The organism is Bradyrhizobium diazoefficiens USDA 110, from assembly GCF_000011365.1.
Taxonomy (GTDB): Bacteria; Pseudomonadota; Alphaproteobacteria; order Rhizobiales; family Xanthobacteraceae; genus Bradyrhizobium; species Bradyrhizobium diazoefficiens.
Map to the genome: position 1 here is coordinate 8,466,172 of NC_004463.1, position 13,662 is coordinate 8,479,833.

Annotated in this window: 15 protein-coding genes and 1 tRNA gene; 10 read left to right on the forward strand and 6 right to left on the reverse strand. The window is 62.3% G+C overall.

All coding sequences use genetic code 11. From position 1 onward, the window contains the following. Positions 1 to 1,326: 1,326 nt before the first annotated feature. The 6 genes from BJA_RS39195 to BJA_RS43425 all read left to right on the forward strand — a co-directional run bounded on the left by BJA_RS39195 (position 1,327) and on the right by BJA_RS43425 (position 5,383). Positions 1,327 to 1,494, forward strand: a complete 168-nt coding sequence (locus BJA_RS39195) for a hypothetical protein (protein ID WP_162494163.1) — start codon at positions 1,327 to 1,329, stop codon at positions 1,492 to 1,494. Between the two features lie 199 nt (positions 1,495 to 1,693). Next, the gene (locus tag BJA_RS39200) at positions 1,694 to 2,641 is read left to right on the forward strand and encodes a hypothetical protein (protein WP_051000295.1); all 948 of its coding nucleotides are present in this window, start codon (positions 1,694 to 1,696) and stop codon (positions 2,639 to 2,641) included. Positions 2,642 to 2,652: 11 nt separating this feature from the next. After that, positions 2,653 to 3,132, forward strand: a complete 480-nt coding sequence (locus BJA_RS39205) for a hypothetical protein (protein ID WP_063921553.1) — start codon at positions 2,653 to 2,655, stop codon at positions 3,130 to 3,132. Between the two features lie 137 nt (positions 3,133 to 3,269). Next, positions 3,270 to 4,703 (forward strand): AAA family ATPase, encoded by a 1,434-nt coding sequence (locus tag BJA_RS43415; protein ID WP_011090449.1) that lies wholly within the window; start codon positions 3,270 to 3,272, stop codon positions 4,701 to 4,703. 140 nt (positions 4,704 to 4,843) lie between these two features. Then, complete coding sequence (locus BJA_RS43420; RefSeq protein ID WP_051000294.1) at positions 4,844 to 5,146, forward strand: hypothetical protein; 303 nt, start codon at positions 4,844 to 4,846, stop codon at positions 5,144 to 5,146. Positions 5,147 to 5,149: 3 nt separating this feature from the next. Next, complete coding sequence (locus tag BJA_RS43425; protein ID WP_236842147.1) at positions 5,150 to 5,383, forward strand: hypothetical protein; 234 nt, start codon at positions 5,150 to 5,152, stop codon at positions 5,381 to 5,383. Here the strand turns inward: BJA_RS43425 and BJA_RS39220 are convergent. From BJA_RS39220 to cpdR, 3 genes are all read right to left on the reverse strand, one after another. Then, positions 5,340 to 6,113: a hypothetical protein gene (locus BJA_RS39220; protein WP_038966175.1), complete on the reverse strand. Its 774-nt coding sequence runs from the start codon at positions 6,111 to 6,113 to the stop codon at positions 5,340 to 5,342. The genes BJA_RS43425 and BJA_RS39220 overlap by 44 nt on opposite strands. A 519-nt stretch (positions 6,114 to 6,632) precedes the next feature. Beyond that, positions 6,633 to 6,707, reverse strand: a tRNA-Val gene (locus BJA_RS39230). A 72-nt stretch (positions 6,708 to 6,779) separates the two neighbouring features. Next, a complete protein-coding gene (cpdR, locus tag BJA_RS39235) occupies positions 6,780 to 7,139 on the reverse strand; it encodes a cell cycle two-component system response regulator CpdR (protein ID WP_007597092.1) in 360 nt (119 codons plus the stop codon). A gap of 377 nt (positions 7,140 to 7,516) precedes the next feature. Here cpdR and BJA_RS39240 point away from each other — a divergent pair, with 377 nt between their 5' ends. The 3 genes from BJA_RS39240 (at position 7,517) to BJA_RS39250 (ending at position 10,724) form a co-directional block, all read left to right on the forward strand. Continuing rightward, positions 7,517 to 8,407 (forward strand): N-formylglutamate amidohydrolase, encoded by an 891-nt coding sequence (locus tag BJA_RS39240; RefSeq protein ID WP_011090455.1) that lies wholly within the window; start codon positions 7,517 to 7,519, stop codon positions 8,405 to 8,407. Positions 8,408 to 8,957: 550 nt separating this feature from the next. Beyond that, positions 8,958 to 9,740, forward strand: a complete 783-nt coding sequence (gene hisN, locus BJA_RS39245; RefSeq protein WP_011090456.1) for a histidinol-phosphatase — start codon at positions 8,958 to 8,960, stop codon at positions 9,738 to 9,740. 18 nt (positions 9,741 to 9,758) lie between these two features. Continuing rightward, the gene (locus BJA_RS39250; protein WP_011090457.1) at positions 9,759 to 10,724 is read left to right on the forward strand and encodes a Bug family tripartite tricarboxylate transporter substrate binding protein; all 966 of its coding nucleotides are present in this window, start codon (positions 9,759 to 9,761) and stop codon (positions 10,722 to 10,724) included. A gap of 20 nt (positions 10,725 to 10,744) precedes the next feature. Here the strand turns inward: BJA_RS39250 and BJA_RS39255 are convergent, their stop codons facing one another. Continuing rightward, a complete protein-coding gene (locus tag BJA_RS39255) occupies positions 10,745 to 11,635 on the reverse strand; it encodes a LysR substrate-binding domain-containing protein (protein WP_011090458.1) in 891 nt (296 codons plus the stop codon). 94 nt (positions 11,636 to 11,729) lie between these two features. Here BJA_RS39255 and BJA_RS39260 point away from each other — a divergent pair, with 94 nt between their 5' ends. Beyond that, the gene (locus BJA_RS39260; protein WP_028173869.1) at positions 11,730 to 12,482 is read left to right on the forward strand and encodes a sulfite exporter TauE/SafE family protein; all 753 of its coding nucleotides are present in this window, start codon (positions 11,730 to 11,732) and stop codon (positions 12,480 to 12,482) included. An 8-nt stretch (positions 12,483 to 12,490) separates the two neighbouring features. Here BJA_RS39260 and BJA_RS39265 read toward each other — a convergent pair whose 3' ends face one another. After that, positions 12,491 to 12,901, reverse strand: coding sequence for a GFA family protein (locus BJA_RS39265; protein WP_028173868.1), 411 nt, complete (start codon positions 12,899 to 12,901; stop codon positions 12,491 to 12,493). 67 nt (positions 12,902 to 12,968) lie between these two features. Beyond that, entirely contained in the window at positions 12,969 to 13,601 is a 633-nt protein-coding gene (locus BJA_RS39270; protein WP_011090461.1) for a LysE family translocator, read from the reverse strand. Positions 13,602 to 13,662 lie beyond the last annotated feature (61 nt).

Here is a 13,662-nt window from a genome sequence, read left to right on the forward strand (position 1 = left end):
ATAACGCCACCGCTGAGGCACAGACAAAGGCGCTCGCGCGGGCTGAGCAGGACAGACCGAGATGTTCCTCGCCGCTCAACTTTAGGCTAGCAGGCTTAAACAGTCCAGCGCGGGAACTAGCTAGTAACCCACCTCATCAAAAACGTTCCGATATAGCTACGAAAGCGCGTGCGCTTACAATGAGCACTCGACTTCACATTACGCAACGGGTGGCGTTACGAAACGGGTCGGATTTTTAGGTCCCAGCTCGCTTTTGATCGACAGCATTGCCATCTCACCCGTAGGGCTATCGCCTCTTCAGCGTCGCCTCAATGCCAAATGCCGATCGTCCGAAGCAGAAAAATAAGGGACGAATAACCTCGACAAAGATATTTCGATCCAATTCCGATCAGACCGAGATCAGCAGAGAGGACTTAGATTTTCACACTTCTCATTTCCCTAATCTTTTTCAAAACGAAATGATATCGAGCCTTCGTTCAATATGTTGGCGGCTCTCAGGCCTGCGTCGTCTTGCGGATTGTCTACCGTGTGACGTGCGACGACTGGGTCATCATGTTGGCCAACGCCGATGGTGCACGCTGCCCGAGCGGTTCGTGCCGCAGCGATCGAGATCGGTGCCGGCCAGACCGGAGCTCGGCAAGATTGGGTAGCATTGATGGCGTCGAGCCCCAGCCAGCACGGCGGTCTTGATCCTCGAACTCAGCCCCAGCGCGCGCTCGCTGGGGAATGGAGGTGCCAATTCCTCCGGTGATTCTTCCGTAATCGCGAAACAGGCGCGGTTACGATCGCTCAAGGATCCAATCTCGTTCTATGGATAGTAATCGCAGTGCTCCTTCTGCTCTGGATCTAGCCGTCCCCAGGTAAAGCGAGCGTCGCCCTAAGGGCGGTCGCCAAAGGTGGCCGCCTTCTCTGGGCCATCGACGAGATCGCTCCCGGCGTGACTCCTTCGGCGCTTCCTCGGGACGGCCGTCACGGTCTATGAGCTAACGACCCTCCTGCACCAGTCGCGAAAATGACCGCAAAGCCAATATCTGAGTCAGAGTGGTCCGTTCGTCCGGAAACGAAGCGGGCAAGGTCGCCATAGGGCGCCTGGTCTTTTCGAACTACGAAAGCAGCATCTGACTTGAACCGGATACAGGAAGGCCAGATGGGCACCTGGCTACGAGGCTGCATTAACCATACCAACGCGGCAAGCTTGGCATATCCAGCCGAAAGTTAGCATATCTGATCGGCTTCGCAGCAAGCGCGAAGCGGATAAGCGGCTGCCGTCCGGTGCTGGAACACCAAACGACAGCCTGACCACAACCGACTAATGGAGAGTCGTTCATGGCTACCAGCCACTATAGCGCCGATTCGGCATCCTTGCCCCAAACCTACCTGCGGCCTGGGCCGCTACCTTCTGCCGTTGACAAGAGTGAACGCTTCCCGGACGGCGGCCTTGTGCCGGTGTTCGCGACGGTCTTCGAGAATTTCAACTCGTCGTTCACGGATTAGCGATCGTCAATTCGACGTCGCGCATCGCAAGGGGTGGCGAAAGGCCACCTCCTCGTTGGGACCGGCTGCTCTGCCTTCCATCCAAACGACCAACCTTTGCGATGCCTGGGTCTCCGTTGCTTCGGCTCACCTGGCGGCAACAACGATACTCAGTTCACGACGTCGGCCGGCGATCTCTCGCAACAGAGGGATTTCAGTCATGTCATTGTCATTCGACCTGCCATCGTCGCGGACCACCTGCACGTCCAAGATCTTCCGTCCCGGGGATGGCATCACCAGCCCTCGGCTGGTGCATCACGGCGCGAGCCGTGTTGGGGTCTGGGTCATCCCCCTCGCTGATCGCAACAGCACCGATCTGGCGCTGGCCGTCGGCCCCGCCGCCTACGTGCTGATGAACCGCGAGACGGCCTACTTCGGCGAGACCAAAAACATCAATATGCGTTTCTCGAAGCATTTTGCCGATCCGGCAAAGGCGTTTGCCCGCGTAGCCTACGTTGTCGTCGGATATCCCGAGCCCTGGTCCAACAAGGACCCAGCATTCTATCTTCAATATCACCTCTGGAGCATTGCTCAAGCAGCGCGCCACGTCGTCATCACCAACGAGTGGACCCCGACAATTCCCAGGGTCCGCGCCGATGAACGCGCCGAAATGGAGCGCATCCTCGAGGACGCGCGTCAGCAACTGTTTGACGCGGGTTGTCTGGCACTGGATTCCTACTTCGATCGCGTTCCCGTAGTTAGTTCAACTGAACGAGACGACGATCCGATCGGGCCGAACGACATGGAGCCGATGCTGATCGACATCGTCGCCACACCTCCCGCCGGAGGTGAGCTTGAGCTGAATTATGTAGGCCTCTGGGCACGGGGCTATCCCACATCCGATCGCGGGTTCGTGGTCATGCCCGGCGCCGAATTCCGTTGGCCCATCAACGGTAGCGCCCAGGGGATCGTCGACACCCGCCGCAGCGAATTGGAAGCGAAGCACGCCCTGGCCACGATCCCCGGGGCTGCCGACCGAAAGCGCCTTCTGGTCGCCGTCTGGTTTCCATCCGCCGCTATCGCGGCGAAGGTCATCACGGGCGCCCATATTGGTTCGAGAGTGTGGGTCCCCCGCCGCTACCCGCAACCGATCATCATTGCGAACTGAGGGGGCCGCGAATGTCTGCTTCGAACAATCCCACGAGCGATATCTGGCCGCTCTCCACGGACGACGGCCCTCCGCTGGCGTGGTGGCGGATGCTCTCGGTGCATCAGTTCCGATACACCGAACAGTCAATCATCGGTACCATGTTGCAACGAATCGCCGTCCTTCATGGCGGCGACAAACTCCGGGCCGCCCTGAGTGGCGATCCGGCAGCTGCGATCGCTGCCGCCCTCTCCTTGATGCCGATCCGCGACATTTCGCTGACCGTCGACATCACGATGACCGCCCTGCTTCACTCGGCCCTCAGCGATGACCCCGCGGCCATGCTCGTGCTGTCGCACGTTCTTGGTCGCCTCGAGTTCGATCTTCCTTTTAAGGTCGAACTCGCCACCCTGTGGCTTACCCATCACATCCGTTACGCTAAGGCTACCGGTCAGTCTGCCCGGACGGAGGCAATGGTCTCGCTGGCTCTTTGCGAGGAGGATCTCGCTTGAGCGCGAATGATGACGATGACAATTCCGATCATCTGGATCTACCGACAGCGGAGGACGCCGCCTCGACCGGCGCCGCTGCCGATTCGGCCGATTGGGACGAACGCCTCAAGGGCCTGCCCAGGCTTTTGCGCTATGCAATGCTGATTGTCGATGGCGCCGATCACGTTGAGGAGCGGCTCATCGCTGAAGTCGAAGAGCTCTGCCCGCAGTTGTCCCATAATCTCGCATGGGCTAAAGGCAGGTCGTTAGAGGGCGCAATGGCGCTGGCGGCTGAACTCGATCGCCGCGCGGTCGCTCATAGTGAGCCAGCTCTCAGGAGCCTTGCTGATAGTGTCCGGCTCGTGAGCTTGCCGACGCCACGTGATGACGAACACTTCCAGCAGCATCGCAGGGTCGCCAAGGCACTGGTCAAGGCCTTTCAGCTGAATTCGCTGATCGTCGAACAGAAGGTTCGCTGCGACCTTGAACGGTTCACCTATGGCTGGGCCGCGCTACAGGCCTGCACGCATTTTGTGCCAAAGAAGTTCTCTGCGGCAATGAACGCCTCCCTGGTCGGGCACCGCACGGCCGAGCATCGCATCTCCGCAGCCAAAGCGGCGTTGCGACTTCAGTTCAGGGAGGAGAATGACCGCCGAAAGCAACGGGAAGCCGACCGGACCGAAGCCGTCGAGCGACAAGCCGCCCCGATCCTCGAGGTCATTCCCGATCATCATCTCGTCGTTGCGCGTCTGTCCGAAAACGAGATGAAGAGCCCCAAGCTCAAGGAGATCATCGGGCCGCTGAAGGACGTCGTCAACGTCGCCTTACCGCTCGTTCAGGCACCGGCGTTGTACGAAGCGCGCAACACCCTGCTGTTCGAGTTCCCGTACGCCAGCGAGGTCGTCGACTTCGCCTTGGCAGATCTCGTTGGACGCGAGACAGTGCATTTGCGCCCCCTCCTGATCGTTGGCGAGCCCGGCGGTGGTAAGAGCCGGTTCGCCCGCCGACTGGGCGAGGTCTTGGGTGTCGCCGTATGGCGGAGCGATGCAAGCCGCTCCGATAGTGCTTCCTTCGGGGGCACGGACCGGCGCTGGTACTCAGCCGAGCCGTGTCACGCCTTCCTCGCAATTGCGCAGGCACGCATTGCCAATCCGCTCGTGCTGGTCGACGAGATCGAGAAGGCTGCGACGCGAAGCGACAATGGCCGACTTTGGGACGTGCTGCTCGCATTTCTCGAAGCGGAGACGAGCTCGCGCTATCCCGATCCCGCGCTTCAGACAAATCTTGATCTGTCGCAGGTAAGTTACGTCGCTACCGCAAACCGTCTCGATCCCCTGCCCGGTCCGATCCGGGACCGGTTCCGGGTCGTGAGCTTTCCCAAACCGACCTCCAAGGATCTCGACGCCCTGCTGCCGGCCGTGTTGACCGATCTCGCGAGGGAGCGCGGCCTCGATCAGAGTTGGGTGACGCCGCTCGATGGCATTGAGCACGAGGCGGTCGCGAGAAACTGGGCCGGTGGCTCGGTGCGCCGCCTGCGTCGTGTTGTCGAAGCCGTCCTGCGCGAGCGCGACATCCACGCATCGAGGAACTGATCATGGAGGAGAACGGCTCAGGAAGACCACGGCCGCTATTGCCTCGGCCGCCGCATTTGCGCGGGATAACCCGTCCCCAGGGCTTAAGTGGCGCACGCCCACCCGATACTATCACGGTCAATTCTCAGAGGACCGATGCCGTGACCGATCCCCAGATCGTCTGCCCCAACTGCCACACCGAAATCAAGCTGACGGAATCGCTCGCCGCTCCCCTCATCGCAGAGACGCGCCGCAAGTTCGATCAACAGCTTACTGCAAAGGAGGAAGACTTTGGCCGGCGCGAAGCGCTACTCAAGCAGGCCAGAGAAGAAATCGCGAAAGCTCGCGAGGCCGTTGACGAGCAGGTGGCGGCCAAGCTGAAGGCGGAGCGGGCGAACATCGCCGAAGCTGAAGCCAAGAGAGCGCGTCTGGCGGTCGCCGACGAGCTCAGCACCCGCGACTAGCAATTGGCCGATTTGCAGCAGATGCTCACGACCAATGGCGAAAAGCTGGCTGCAGCCCAAAAGATCCAGGCGGGCATGCTTCGCAAGGAGCGCGAGCTCGACGATGCCAGGCGGGAAGTCGAGCTCACGGTCGAGACGAAGGTGGCGTTTGCTGCCGTACGCGACAAGGCCAAGCTTGATGTCGAGGACTCGTTCAAGGCGGAGGTCGCCGAGAGCAGTTGTCATCTACTAGGATGACACTCTTCCGGAGCACAGGACGCAACTGCTGCACTAACTTCTCAACCTCGTAATGCCAGGCCGCGGCGAATACGAACACAAAATCATAAAGGCTTGCGCCAACAAGGACGTTCCGCAGGAATCCCCGTCGCTGCATAGCAAACGACGTTCCGGATCCTTGCGACATCATCGCGTCCAAGATCAATGCGCGCCGCGCTTCGGGAAGGCGAACAATGAAGCTCCGCTTCATCGGTGTGGTCAAAAGCCATCCAAACTCGTCTTCATCAGCGCGCGCGAGCACGACCTCGCCTCGCCTGCAGATGTTGCGGATCTCGAGTTCCCGGGCGACACGGTCTAATGACGAAGTCGAGTGTGCTCCACCCGGCCGCTTGGCACTCTTCCTGCATTTTTTCAGGAGCTCCCGAAGCTCCATAATCGTCAGCTTGCCCTCGCTGACATCTTCGAGCAATTTTCGACGGCGCTCCGGTTGCCTTGCGGCAATTCGAGCGACCCGCTCGACAGCAGCCACTGGCATCCTGACATCAGGTGCCAGCTCGGTGATGCCTTCTGCCTCCAGGAATTGTGCCGCAGCGATAAAGCGGCGGAGCGTGTTGTCGCTGAGCCTCACTTTCTTCGACAGCTTGGCGATGTAGTCGCCGCGTTCGCCGTGCTCTAAAGCTTCAAAGGGACGCAGATGCGGCCTGATATAGGCAAGCCAATCGTTTGCGATACGTCCGGGGCGCGCAGCCATAAAAAATCGTCGATTCGCGAAGGTCGTTTATTATAAGCCAGAGCTGTGGCTTTCCAAGCGAATGATGATGTTGACGGCAGGACGACTTCAGCTGACACTAAAGCTGGCAGACGAGATAGGCTGTCGTGCAATAGGATGCGATGAACGTGATTGTTGTGGGCGAAAAGCTGACTGAGAAAGGGGCCTGTCCTGCTCTGCGTTACATTCGGAGTAACGGGGGGGAAGCCGACCTTTGCTTCGGCAGCGCGCATCAATCGAACGTCATCCAAGCTGACAGAGATCGGTCTCCTGGAATGAAGCTGGACGGCATGAATGTCGGGCAGGAAGCGGGCCCCAGGTTGAGTAGCGCGCATCGCGCGGTCGCTAACCGAGTGGAAAGCAGCGGGGCATCCGGCATTGGACCGGACGGCATCAATGTCTGCGGTGAGGTTTCCAGCGCCACGGAGCGCCTTCGTGGAAATCTCGTGGAAATCATCTTTTCGCCGGCCAGCCGCAAGGCGGCTAAACCCTTGAAGAAGATGGTGGGCACGACAGGGATCGAACCTGTGACCCCTACCATGTCAAGGTAGTGCTCTCCCGCTGAGCTACGTGCCCTAGAGGTCATTTCATCGGTGGGGTCCCTATAACGGCTCAGGGGACCCGGCGCAAGGACGGAAGGAGGCCGATTTAGGCCGCCAGCATCTTGTTCACTTCGCTGACCAATTCGCGCAGATGCACGGGCTTGGACAGCACCTTGGCGTTCTTGGGGGCGTCCGAATCCGAGTTCAGGGCGACCGCGGCGAAGCCGGTGATGAACATGATCTTGATGTCGGGGTCGAGTTCCGAGGCCCGGCGGGCGAGCTCGATCCCGTCCATCTCCGGCATCACGATGTCGGTCAGCAGCATCTCGAACGGCTCTTCGCGGAGCCGCTGGTAGGCGGCCATGCCGTTGTCATGGGACGAGACCTGAAAACCGGCGTTTTCCAGCGCCTTGACCAGGAAACGGCGCATGTCGTTGTCGTCTTCGGCGAGCAGGATCTTTGGCATGGCAGGAAACGTCGAATCCCCAGAGGATATCAGCAGAGGTCACTAAGCCCGACAGAGGGTAAATTTGGGGTGAAAATCTTTACCCTGGACGGATCGCGCTGCCGGCTCCTTGTGAACCGGAATGCGGATCGAATCAATCGAAGCCGACCGGATGATCCCCGCCTCGCTGCCTGCACGGTTAAGACATGTTCCAGCGCAGATCACATCTTTTCGCTTGGCAGAATGGTTGCGATTCCGGACAATGACGACACATGAGAGCCGCTCGACCGGCCGAATCAATCCGTTCAAGCCTTTGCCGGGCCCTACAGGATCCCGCGGGGCCGGATCTTGTGGCGTGAAGGGACGAAGCCTGGGAATAAGGGACGAAGCCTGAGAAGATGACCCGGTTTGACGGCGAGATGTCGCCAGCATTCGAGATCGTCGAGCCCGCCGAATGGCGCGCGCCGGTCATCTTCAACTCGCCCCACTCCGGCTCGACCTATCCGGACGAATTCCTCAGCGCCTCCAGGATCGACCTGCCGACGCTGCGGCGGTCGGAAGATTCCTTCATGGACGAGCTGATCGGCCATCTCAGCGCCCGCGGCTTTCCGACCGTGCGGGTTAACTTTCCCCGCTCCTATGTCGACGTCAACCGCGAGCCCTACGAGCTCGACCCCCGCATGTTCACCGGCCGCCTGCCGAGCTTTGCCAATACCCGCTCGATGCGGGTCGCCGGCGGCCTCGGCACCATCCCGCGCGTGGTCGGCGATGGCCAGGAGATCTATCGCGACCGTATTCTGGTCGACGATGCGTTGGCGCGGATCGAGACGCTCTACAAGCCCTATCACCGCGCGCTGCGCCGGCTGATCAACAAGGTGCACCAGATGTTCGGCACGGTAGTGCTGGTCGACTGCCACTCGATGCCCTCGGTCGGCGTCAGCAGGGACGAGCCGCGCCGGCCCGACATCGTGATCGGCGACCGCTACGGTACGAGTTGCACCCCGCTGTTACCCGACCGGGTCGAAGAGACCATGGGCGGGCTCGGCTATTCGATCGGCCGCAACAAGCCCTATGCCGGCGGCTTCATCACCGAGCATTACGGCAACCCGGCGAGCGGGCTTCACGCGGTGCAGCTCGAGCTCAACCGCGCGATCTACATGGACGAGCGACGACGCGAGCGCAGTCCGCGCTTTGCGCAAGTGGCAACCGACTTCGGCGTGCTCGCCGACGTGCTGGCGGCCACGATCCCGTTCGGCGATCTCGGACCGTTCCAGGCCGCGGCGGAATAGGCGGCAAGCCTGCGACGCGCGACCACGTCGCGGATCAGGGACCAGACACAGCTGCGAGCGTATCGGGCGCCGGATCTTCACTTCGCGTTTTCGCACAGCCGAAGTGAAACAGGCGACCCAAAGAAAAAAGGGCCGCTCGCGAATGACGCAAGCGGCCCAAGTCTAGGGAGGAAACGCCCAAGGAGGGCAGCGGTAACGCAGAGCGCTACCGCACCGCAACAATATGCGGCCGCGCCGCACAAAGTGCAAGGGCTTTTGAGCCATTTCCCATGCAAAACACACATGGCTCTGTTGCTTCCAGAGAAACCCAGATTCAGTTCCTTTGATAAGGAAATTCAATGGGTTGATAGTCATTTGCATACGAACAAGGCATGTTCGGAACTAAGTTTTCAACTCAATGATCGATATTTGGCCAGCAGATGGCTCGGATGAGGCAACCGGCATCGGCATCCAAAATACCAGGGTGCAAATCAAGACAGCGCTGCACGCGAGAGGCGAATTGAGATAGGCAGATGCGAGCTTCACCCGACTTTCGTTTTGAGGATGCGCCGTGACGGTGATCGACTTCTCAGCCTTCATCGGAGGGCTCGCCACCGCCTCCGGCGAAACCATCCTGCCGTTCTTCCGCACCTCGCTGTCGATCGACGACAAGAGCAAGACCAAGGATTTCGATCCGGTGACCGAAGCCGACCGCGCCGCGGAGGCGGTGATGCGGCGGCTGATCAAGGCCAATTTCCCCCAGCACGGCATCGTCGGCGAGGAATTCGGCAATGAGCGCGAGGACGCCGACTATGTCTGGGTGCTCGATCCCATCGACGGCACGAAGTCCTTCATCGGCGGGTTCCCGATCTGGGGCACGCTGATCGCGCTGCTGCACAAGGGCGCGCCGGTGTTCGGCATGATGCACCAGCCCTTCATCGGCGAGCGTTTTTCCGGCGACAACGGCTCGGCCAACTATAAAGGCCCCTCCGGCGAGCGTCGGCTCCAGGTCCGCCGCTGCGCTTCGCTGTCGGAGGCGACGACCTACACCACGAGCCCGCTGCTCATGAACGAGCGCGACCGCGCCATTTTCGGCCGTATCGAGAAGGGCGCGCGGCTGTCGCGCTATGGCGGCGACTGCTACTCCTATTGCATGCTGGCGGCCGGCCACGTCGATCTCGTGGTCGAGACCGAGCTGAAGCCCTACGACATCGCGGCCCTGATCCCGATCGTGACCGGCGCCGGCGGCGTCGTCACCACCTGGGAAGGCAAGCCGGCCCAGGGCGGCGGCCGCATCATCGCGGCGGGCGATGCCAGGGTCCACGAAGAAGCAATGAAACTGCTCAACGGATAGCCGCCCCAAGAGGCTTGTATGAAAAACTGGCGTAAGCTCTTCCTCGCAAGCCTGCTTCTGTTTCCCGCCCTCGCCTCCGCCCAGAATTTTCCGGCCAAGCCGATCAAGCTGATCGTGCCGTTCCCGGCCGGCGGCCCCAACGACATCATCGCGCGCGTGATCGGCCAGCGCATGTCCGAGCTCTCGGGCCAGCCGGTGCTGATCGACAATCGCGGTGGCCAAGGCGGCGTGCTCGGCACCGACGCGGTCTCGAAGGCCGCGCCCGACGGCTACACCATCGCGATCTCCTCAGCCGGCGCGCTCGCGATCAGCCCGAGCATGGAGCGGGTCGCCTACGACGCATTGTCCGACCTCACGCCGGTGACGCTGGTTGCAACCGTGCCGGAAATGCTTGTCGTCGCCACCAACGTGCCTGCCAAGGACATCGGCGAACTGATCGCGCTCGCCAAGGCCCAGCCCGGAAAGCTCAACTTCGCCTCCTCCGGCCCCGGCAGCCTGCCGCACCTCGCCGGCGAATTGTTCAAGCTGACCGCGAAGATCGACATCGTGCACGTGCCCTATCGCGGCGCCGCACCCGCGGTGAACGACCTGCTGGGCCAGCAGGTGCAGATGACGTTCCTCGATCTTCCGGTGCTGCTGCCGCAGGTCAAGGCCGGCGCCTTACGGCCGATCGCGGTCGGTTCAGTCGAGCGCGCACCGACCGCGCCTAAGGTACCGACCACGGCGGAAGCGGGCTTTCCTGATCTGCGCATCGAGAACTGGTACGGCATGGTCGCGCCCAAGGGCACGCCGAAGGAGATCGTCGCAGCGCTGCATGGCCTGGCGATCAAGGCGATGGCGGATCCGGCCGTGAAGGAAAAGCTCGCCGCGCAAGGCGCGACGCTTGTTGGTGATGAGCCGGAGCATTTCCGCCAATTCATCGCGGACGAGACGAAGAAGTGGACGAAGGTGATCAAGGACGCCGGGGTGGAGACGGCGAAGTAGCGCTCGGTAAGCGAACGGCCTCACACCGCCTCGGCCCGCAAATGCTCCACCAGCATCTTGGCCGGGCGCGGCAGCGTCTTGAAGCTTCGCGCGCAGATCACGAGTTTGCGGTTGGCGAAGGCATCGCGCAGGCGGACCATGGCGAGCGGCATCAGCTTGGCGCAGCGGCGGGCAGCGGCTTCGGGCACCAGGGCGACGCCGACATCGGCGGCGACCATCTGGCAGATCGCATCGAAGTCGCGCAGGCGCGCGCGGTAATGCGGCCGCATGCCAAGCCGGGCCGCGTGCTTCGAAATATGAACCTGGAGCGCGGTGGCGCTGGTGAGCCCGACGAAGTCGCACGCACCCGCCTCCTGGAAATCGATCTGGCGGCGGCCGGCGAACGGGCCGCGCCGTGACGTCACCAACGTCAGGTGATCCTCGCTGAAGACGAAGCGCTCGATATGGTCGGGCAGCGCGTGCTCCGCGGCGAAGCCGAGGTCGGCGGCACCGGCGGTGATCGCCGCCGCGATGTCGGTGCTCTCGCGCTCCTCGATGTCGATGGCGACGTCGCGATGCTCGCGCAGGAAGCCGGCCAGCGCCTTCGGCAGATGCTCCGACAGGCCGGAGGTGTTGGCGAGAAAATGCACGCTGGCGCGCACGCCGCTGGCAAAACCGGCGAGATCGCCGCGCATGGCGTCGATCTGGTGGATGACGAGACGGGCATGATCGAGCAGGCTCTCGCCGGCCGCAGTCAACTCAACGCCGCGGCGGCCGCGCTTGAGCAGCGCGACGCCGAGCGCATCCTCCAGCCCCTTGATGCGCGCACTTGCCGAGGCCAGCGCCAGATTCGACCGCTCGGCGCCGCGGGTGATGCTGCGCTGGTCGGCGACTGCGATGAACAGCTGGAGATCGACGAGATCGAAACGCATTTGGTCTCCTCCAACCAAGCCTTCGTCCATAGCGAAGGCTGTCTCCGTAACCTCCAGATTGTGCCCGGGCGCGGCTTCGGTCAATGTGCAGGTCATGATCGACCCTTTCCTCATTGTCATCGCCGCCGTCTTCCTGGTCGCCGGATTCGTCAAGGGCGTGGTCGGGCTCGGCCTGCCGACCGTCTCCATGGGCCTGCTCGCGGTGAGCATGGCCCCGAGCCGCGCGATCGCCATCGTCATCGTGCCCGCCATCATCACCAACATCTGGCAGACTTTCGTCGGACCGTACTTGCGCGACATCCTCAGGCGGCTGTGGCCGCTGATGATCGGCACCGTGATCGGCTGCTGGCTCAATGCCGGCGCGCTGACCGGCCCGCATGCGCGCTACGGCACGATCGTGCTCGGCGCCCTGCTGGTGATCTACGCGGTGATAGGCCTGAACAAATTCCAGTTCCGCGTCGCGCCGCAGAACGAGAAATGGGTCGGTGGCGTGGTCGGCGTGGTCACCGGCGTGATCTCCGCCTCGACCGGCGTGCAGGTGATCCCCTCGATGCCGTTCATGCAGGCGATCGGCATGGAGAAGGACGAGCTGGTGCAGGCACTCGGCGTGTTCTTCACGACCGCGACGCTGGCGCTCGCCTTCAACCTCACCGCCGGCGGATTGCTGACGCCGGCCAATGCGGTGCCGGGCGCCGTGGGCCTCGCCATGGCCTTTGCCGGCATGCTCATCGGCCAGTCGGTGCGGGCGCGGATGCCGGCGGAGGCGTTTCGCCGCTGGTTCCTGATCGCGATGATCCTGCTCGGCCTTTATCTGGCCGGCAGCGCGCTTCTGAAGGAATTCGCCTGAGAAGAGGCTCACGCCTTCGGCGCGTAGCCCGGCACCCATTTATCGTATTGAGGCAGATCGTCCTGGATCGTCCACCACGGCGCGCGCGACGAGGTGAAGACGTGGAGGCGGGGCCTGACGTCAGGATCGTCATCGAGCAGGCCGGCGGGAATGCTGACGGTCGGCAAATAACTCGCCTTGCCCGGCGTCAGGCAGCCGCAGGTCTTGCAGCGATGGCGAAAACTGCCCGGCGCGGACTCGTAAGCCACCGTCATGTCCTCGCCCGCGACAAAGCGAAACTTGTCGGCTTCAACATGGGCATAGGTGGCGAATGCCGCGCCGGTCAGCTTGCGGCAATTGACGCAATGACAATGCGTCAGCGTGCGAACCTCGTCGATCTCGAAACGCACGGCGCCGCACAGACAGCTTCCACGAATCATCGAAACCTCCCGCGCGCGGCCTCTATCGGGCCGATTGCATGCCACACCAGTCATTCGTTCGAACGAGTTACCGCGTCTCCAGCATGGCGACGCGGACGCCGAGATAGATGAACAGGCCGCCGAGCGCGCGGTTGACCCAGGCGATCGCGCCCTCGGAGGCCCGCAAGCGGTGCGCGGCCTTTGCCGCGAACGCCGCCAGCACCAGGCACCACAGCGTTCCCGTGCAGATGAAAATCAGGCCGAGGGTCAGGAAGGCGAGCGGCTTGTGCGGAGAATCGGCTGCGACGAATTGCGGCAGGAAGGCCAGGAAGAACAGCGCGACCTTGGGATTGAGCGCGTTGGTGAAGACGCCCTGGAGGAACACCCGCCGCAGCGAGCTCCGCGCCGGCTCGTCGATCGCCGATGCCAGCGTCGGGCGCGACCACAGCATCTGAAGTCCCGTGACGACCAGATAGGCCGCGCCAACCAGCTTCAGGATCGAAAAAGCGGTAGATGAGGCCATCAGCAGGGCCGAAAGGCCGATTGCCGCGCCTGCGACGTGGAAAAAGCAGCCGCAACTGATGCCCAAGGCGGCGGCAGCCCCGCCCCGCCAGCCCATCTGCATGCTGCGGCCGATGACGTAGACGGAGTCCGGTCCCGGCGTGATGTTGAGCAGCACGCCCGACAGGATGAAGAGCCAGATTTCGTGAATGCCCAGCATGTGAGGTGCCCCGCCGCCCCGTCCGTCTCAAGGGATCGGGCTTAGTCGGTTCGGCGGCCGC

What these genes read in the sequence shown, in the direction of transcription:
- BJA_RS39195 (WP_162494163.1), top strand. Translation starts at nt 1,327, where the DNA reads ATGGCTACCAGCCACTATAGCGCCGATTCGGCATCCTTGCCCCAAACC.
- BJA_RS39200 (WP_051000295.1), top strand. Translation starts at nt 1,694, where the DNA reads ATGTCATTGTCATTCGACCTGCCATCGTCGCGGACCACCTGCACGTCC.
- BJA_RS39205 (WP_063921553.1), top strand. Translation starts at nt 2,653, where the DNA reads ATGTCTGCTTCGAACAATCCCACGAGCGATATCTGGCCGCTCTCCACG.
- BJA_RS43415 (WP_011090449.1), top strand. Translation starts at nt 3,270, where the DNA reads ATGCTGATTGTCGATGGCGCCGATCACGTTGAGGAGCGGCTCATCGCT.
- BJA_RS39220 (WP_038966175.1), bottom strand. Translation starts at nt 6,113, where the DNA reads ATGGCTGCGCGCCCCGGACGTATCGCAAACGATTGGCTTGCCTATATC.
- cpdR (WP_007597092.1), bottom strand. Translation starts at nt 7,139, where the DNA reads ATGCCAAAGATCCTGCTCGCCGAAGACGACAACGACATGCGCCGTTTC.
- BJA_RS39240 (WP_011090455.1), top strand. Translation starts at nt 7,517, where the DNA reads ATGACCCGGTTTGACGGCGAGATGTCGCCAGCATTCGAGATCGTCGAG.
- BJA_RS39250 (WP_011090457.1), top strand. Translation starts at nt 9,759, where the DNA reads ATGAAAAACTGGCGTAAGCTCTTCCTCGCAAGCCTGCTTCTGTTTCCC.
- BJA_RS39255 (WP_011090458.1), bottom strand. Translation starts at nt 11,635, where the DNA reads ATGCGTTTCGATCTCGTCGATCTCCAGCTGTTCATCGCAGTCGCCGAC.
- BJA_RS39260 (WP_028173869.1), top strand. Translation starts at nt 11,730, where the DNA reads ATGATCGACCCTTTCCTCATTGTCATCGCCGCCGTCTTCCTGGTCGCC.
- BJA_RS39265 (WP_028173868.1), bottom strand. Translation starts at nt 12,901, where the DNA reads ATGATTCGTGGAAGCTGTCTGTGCGGCGCCGTGCGTTTCGAGATCGAC.
- BJA_RS39270 (WP_011090461.1), bottom strand. Translation starts at nt 13,601, where the DNA reads ATGCTGGGCATTCACGAAATCTGGCTCTTCATCCTGTCGGGCGTGCTG.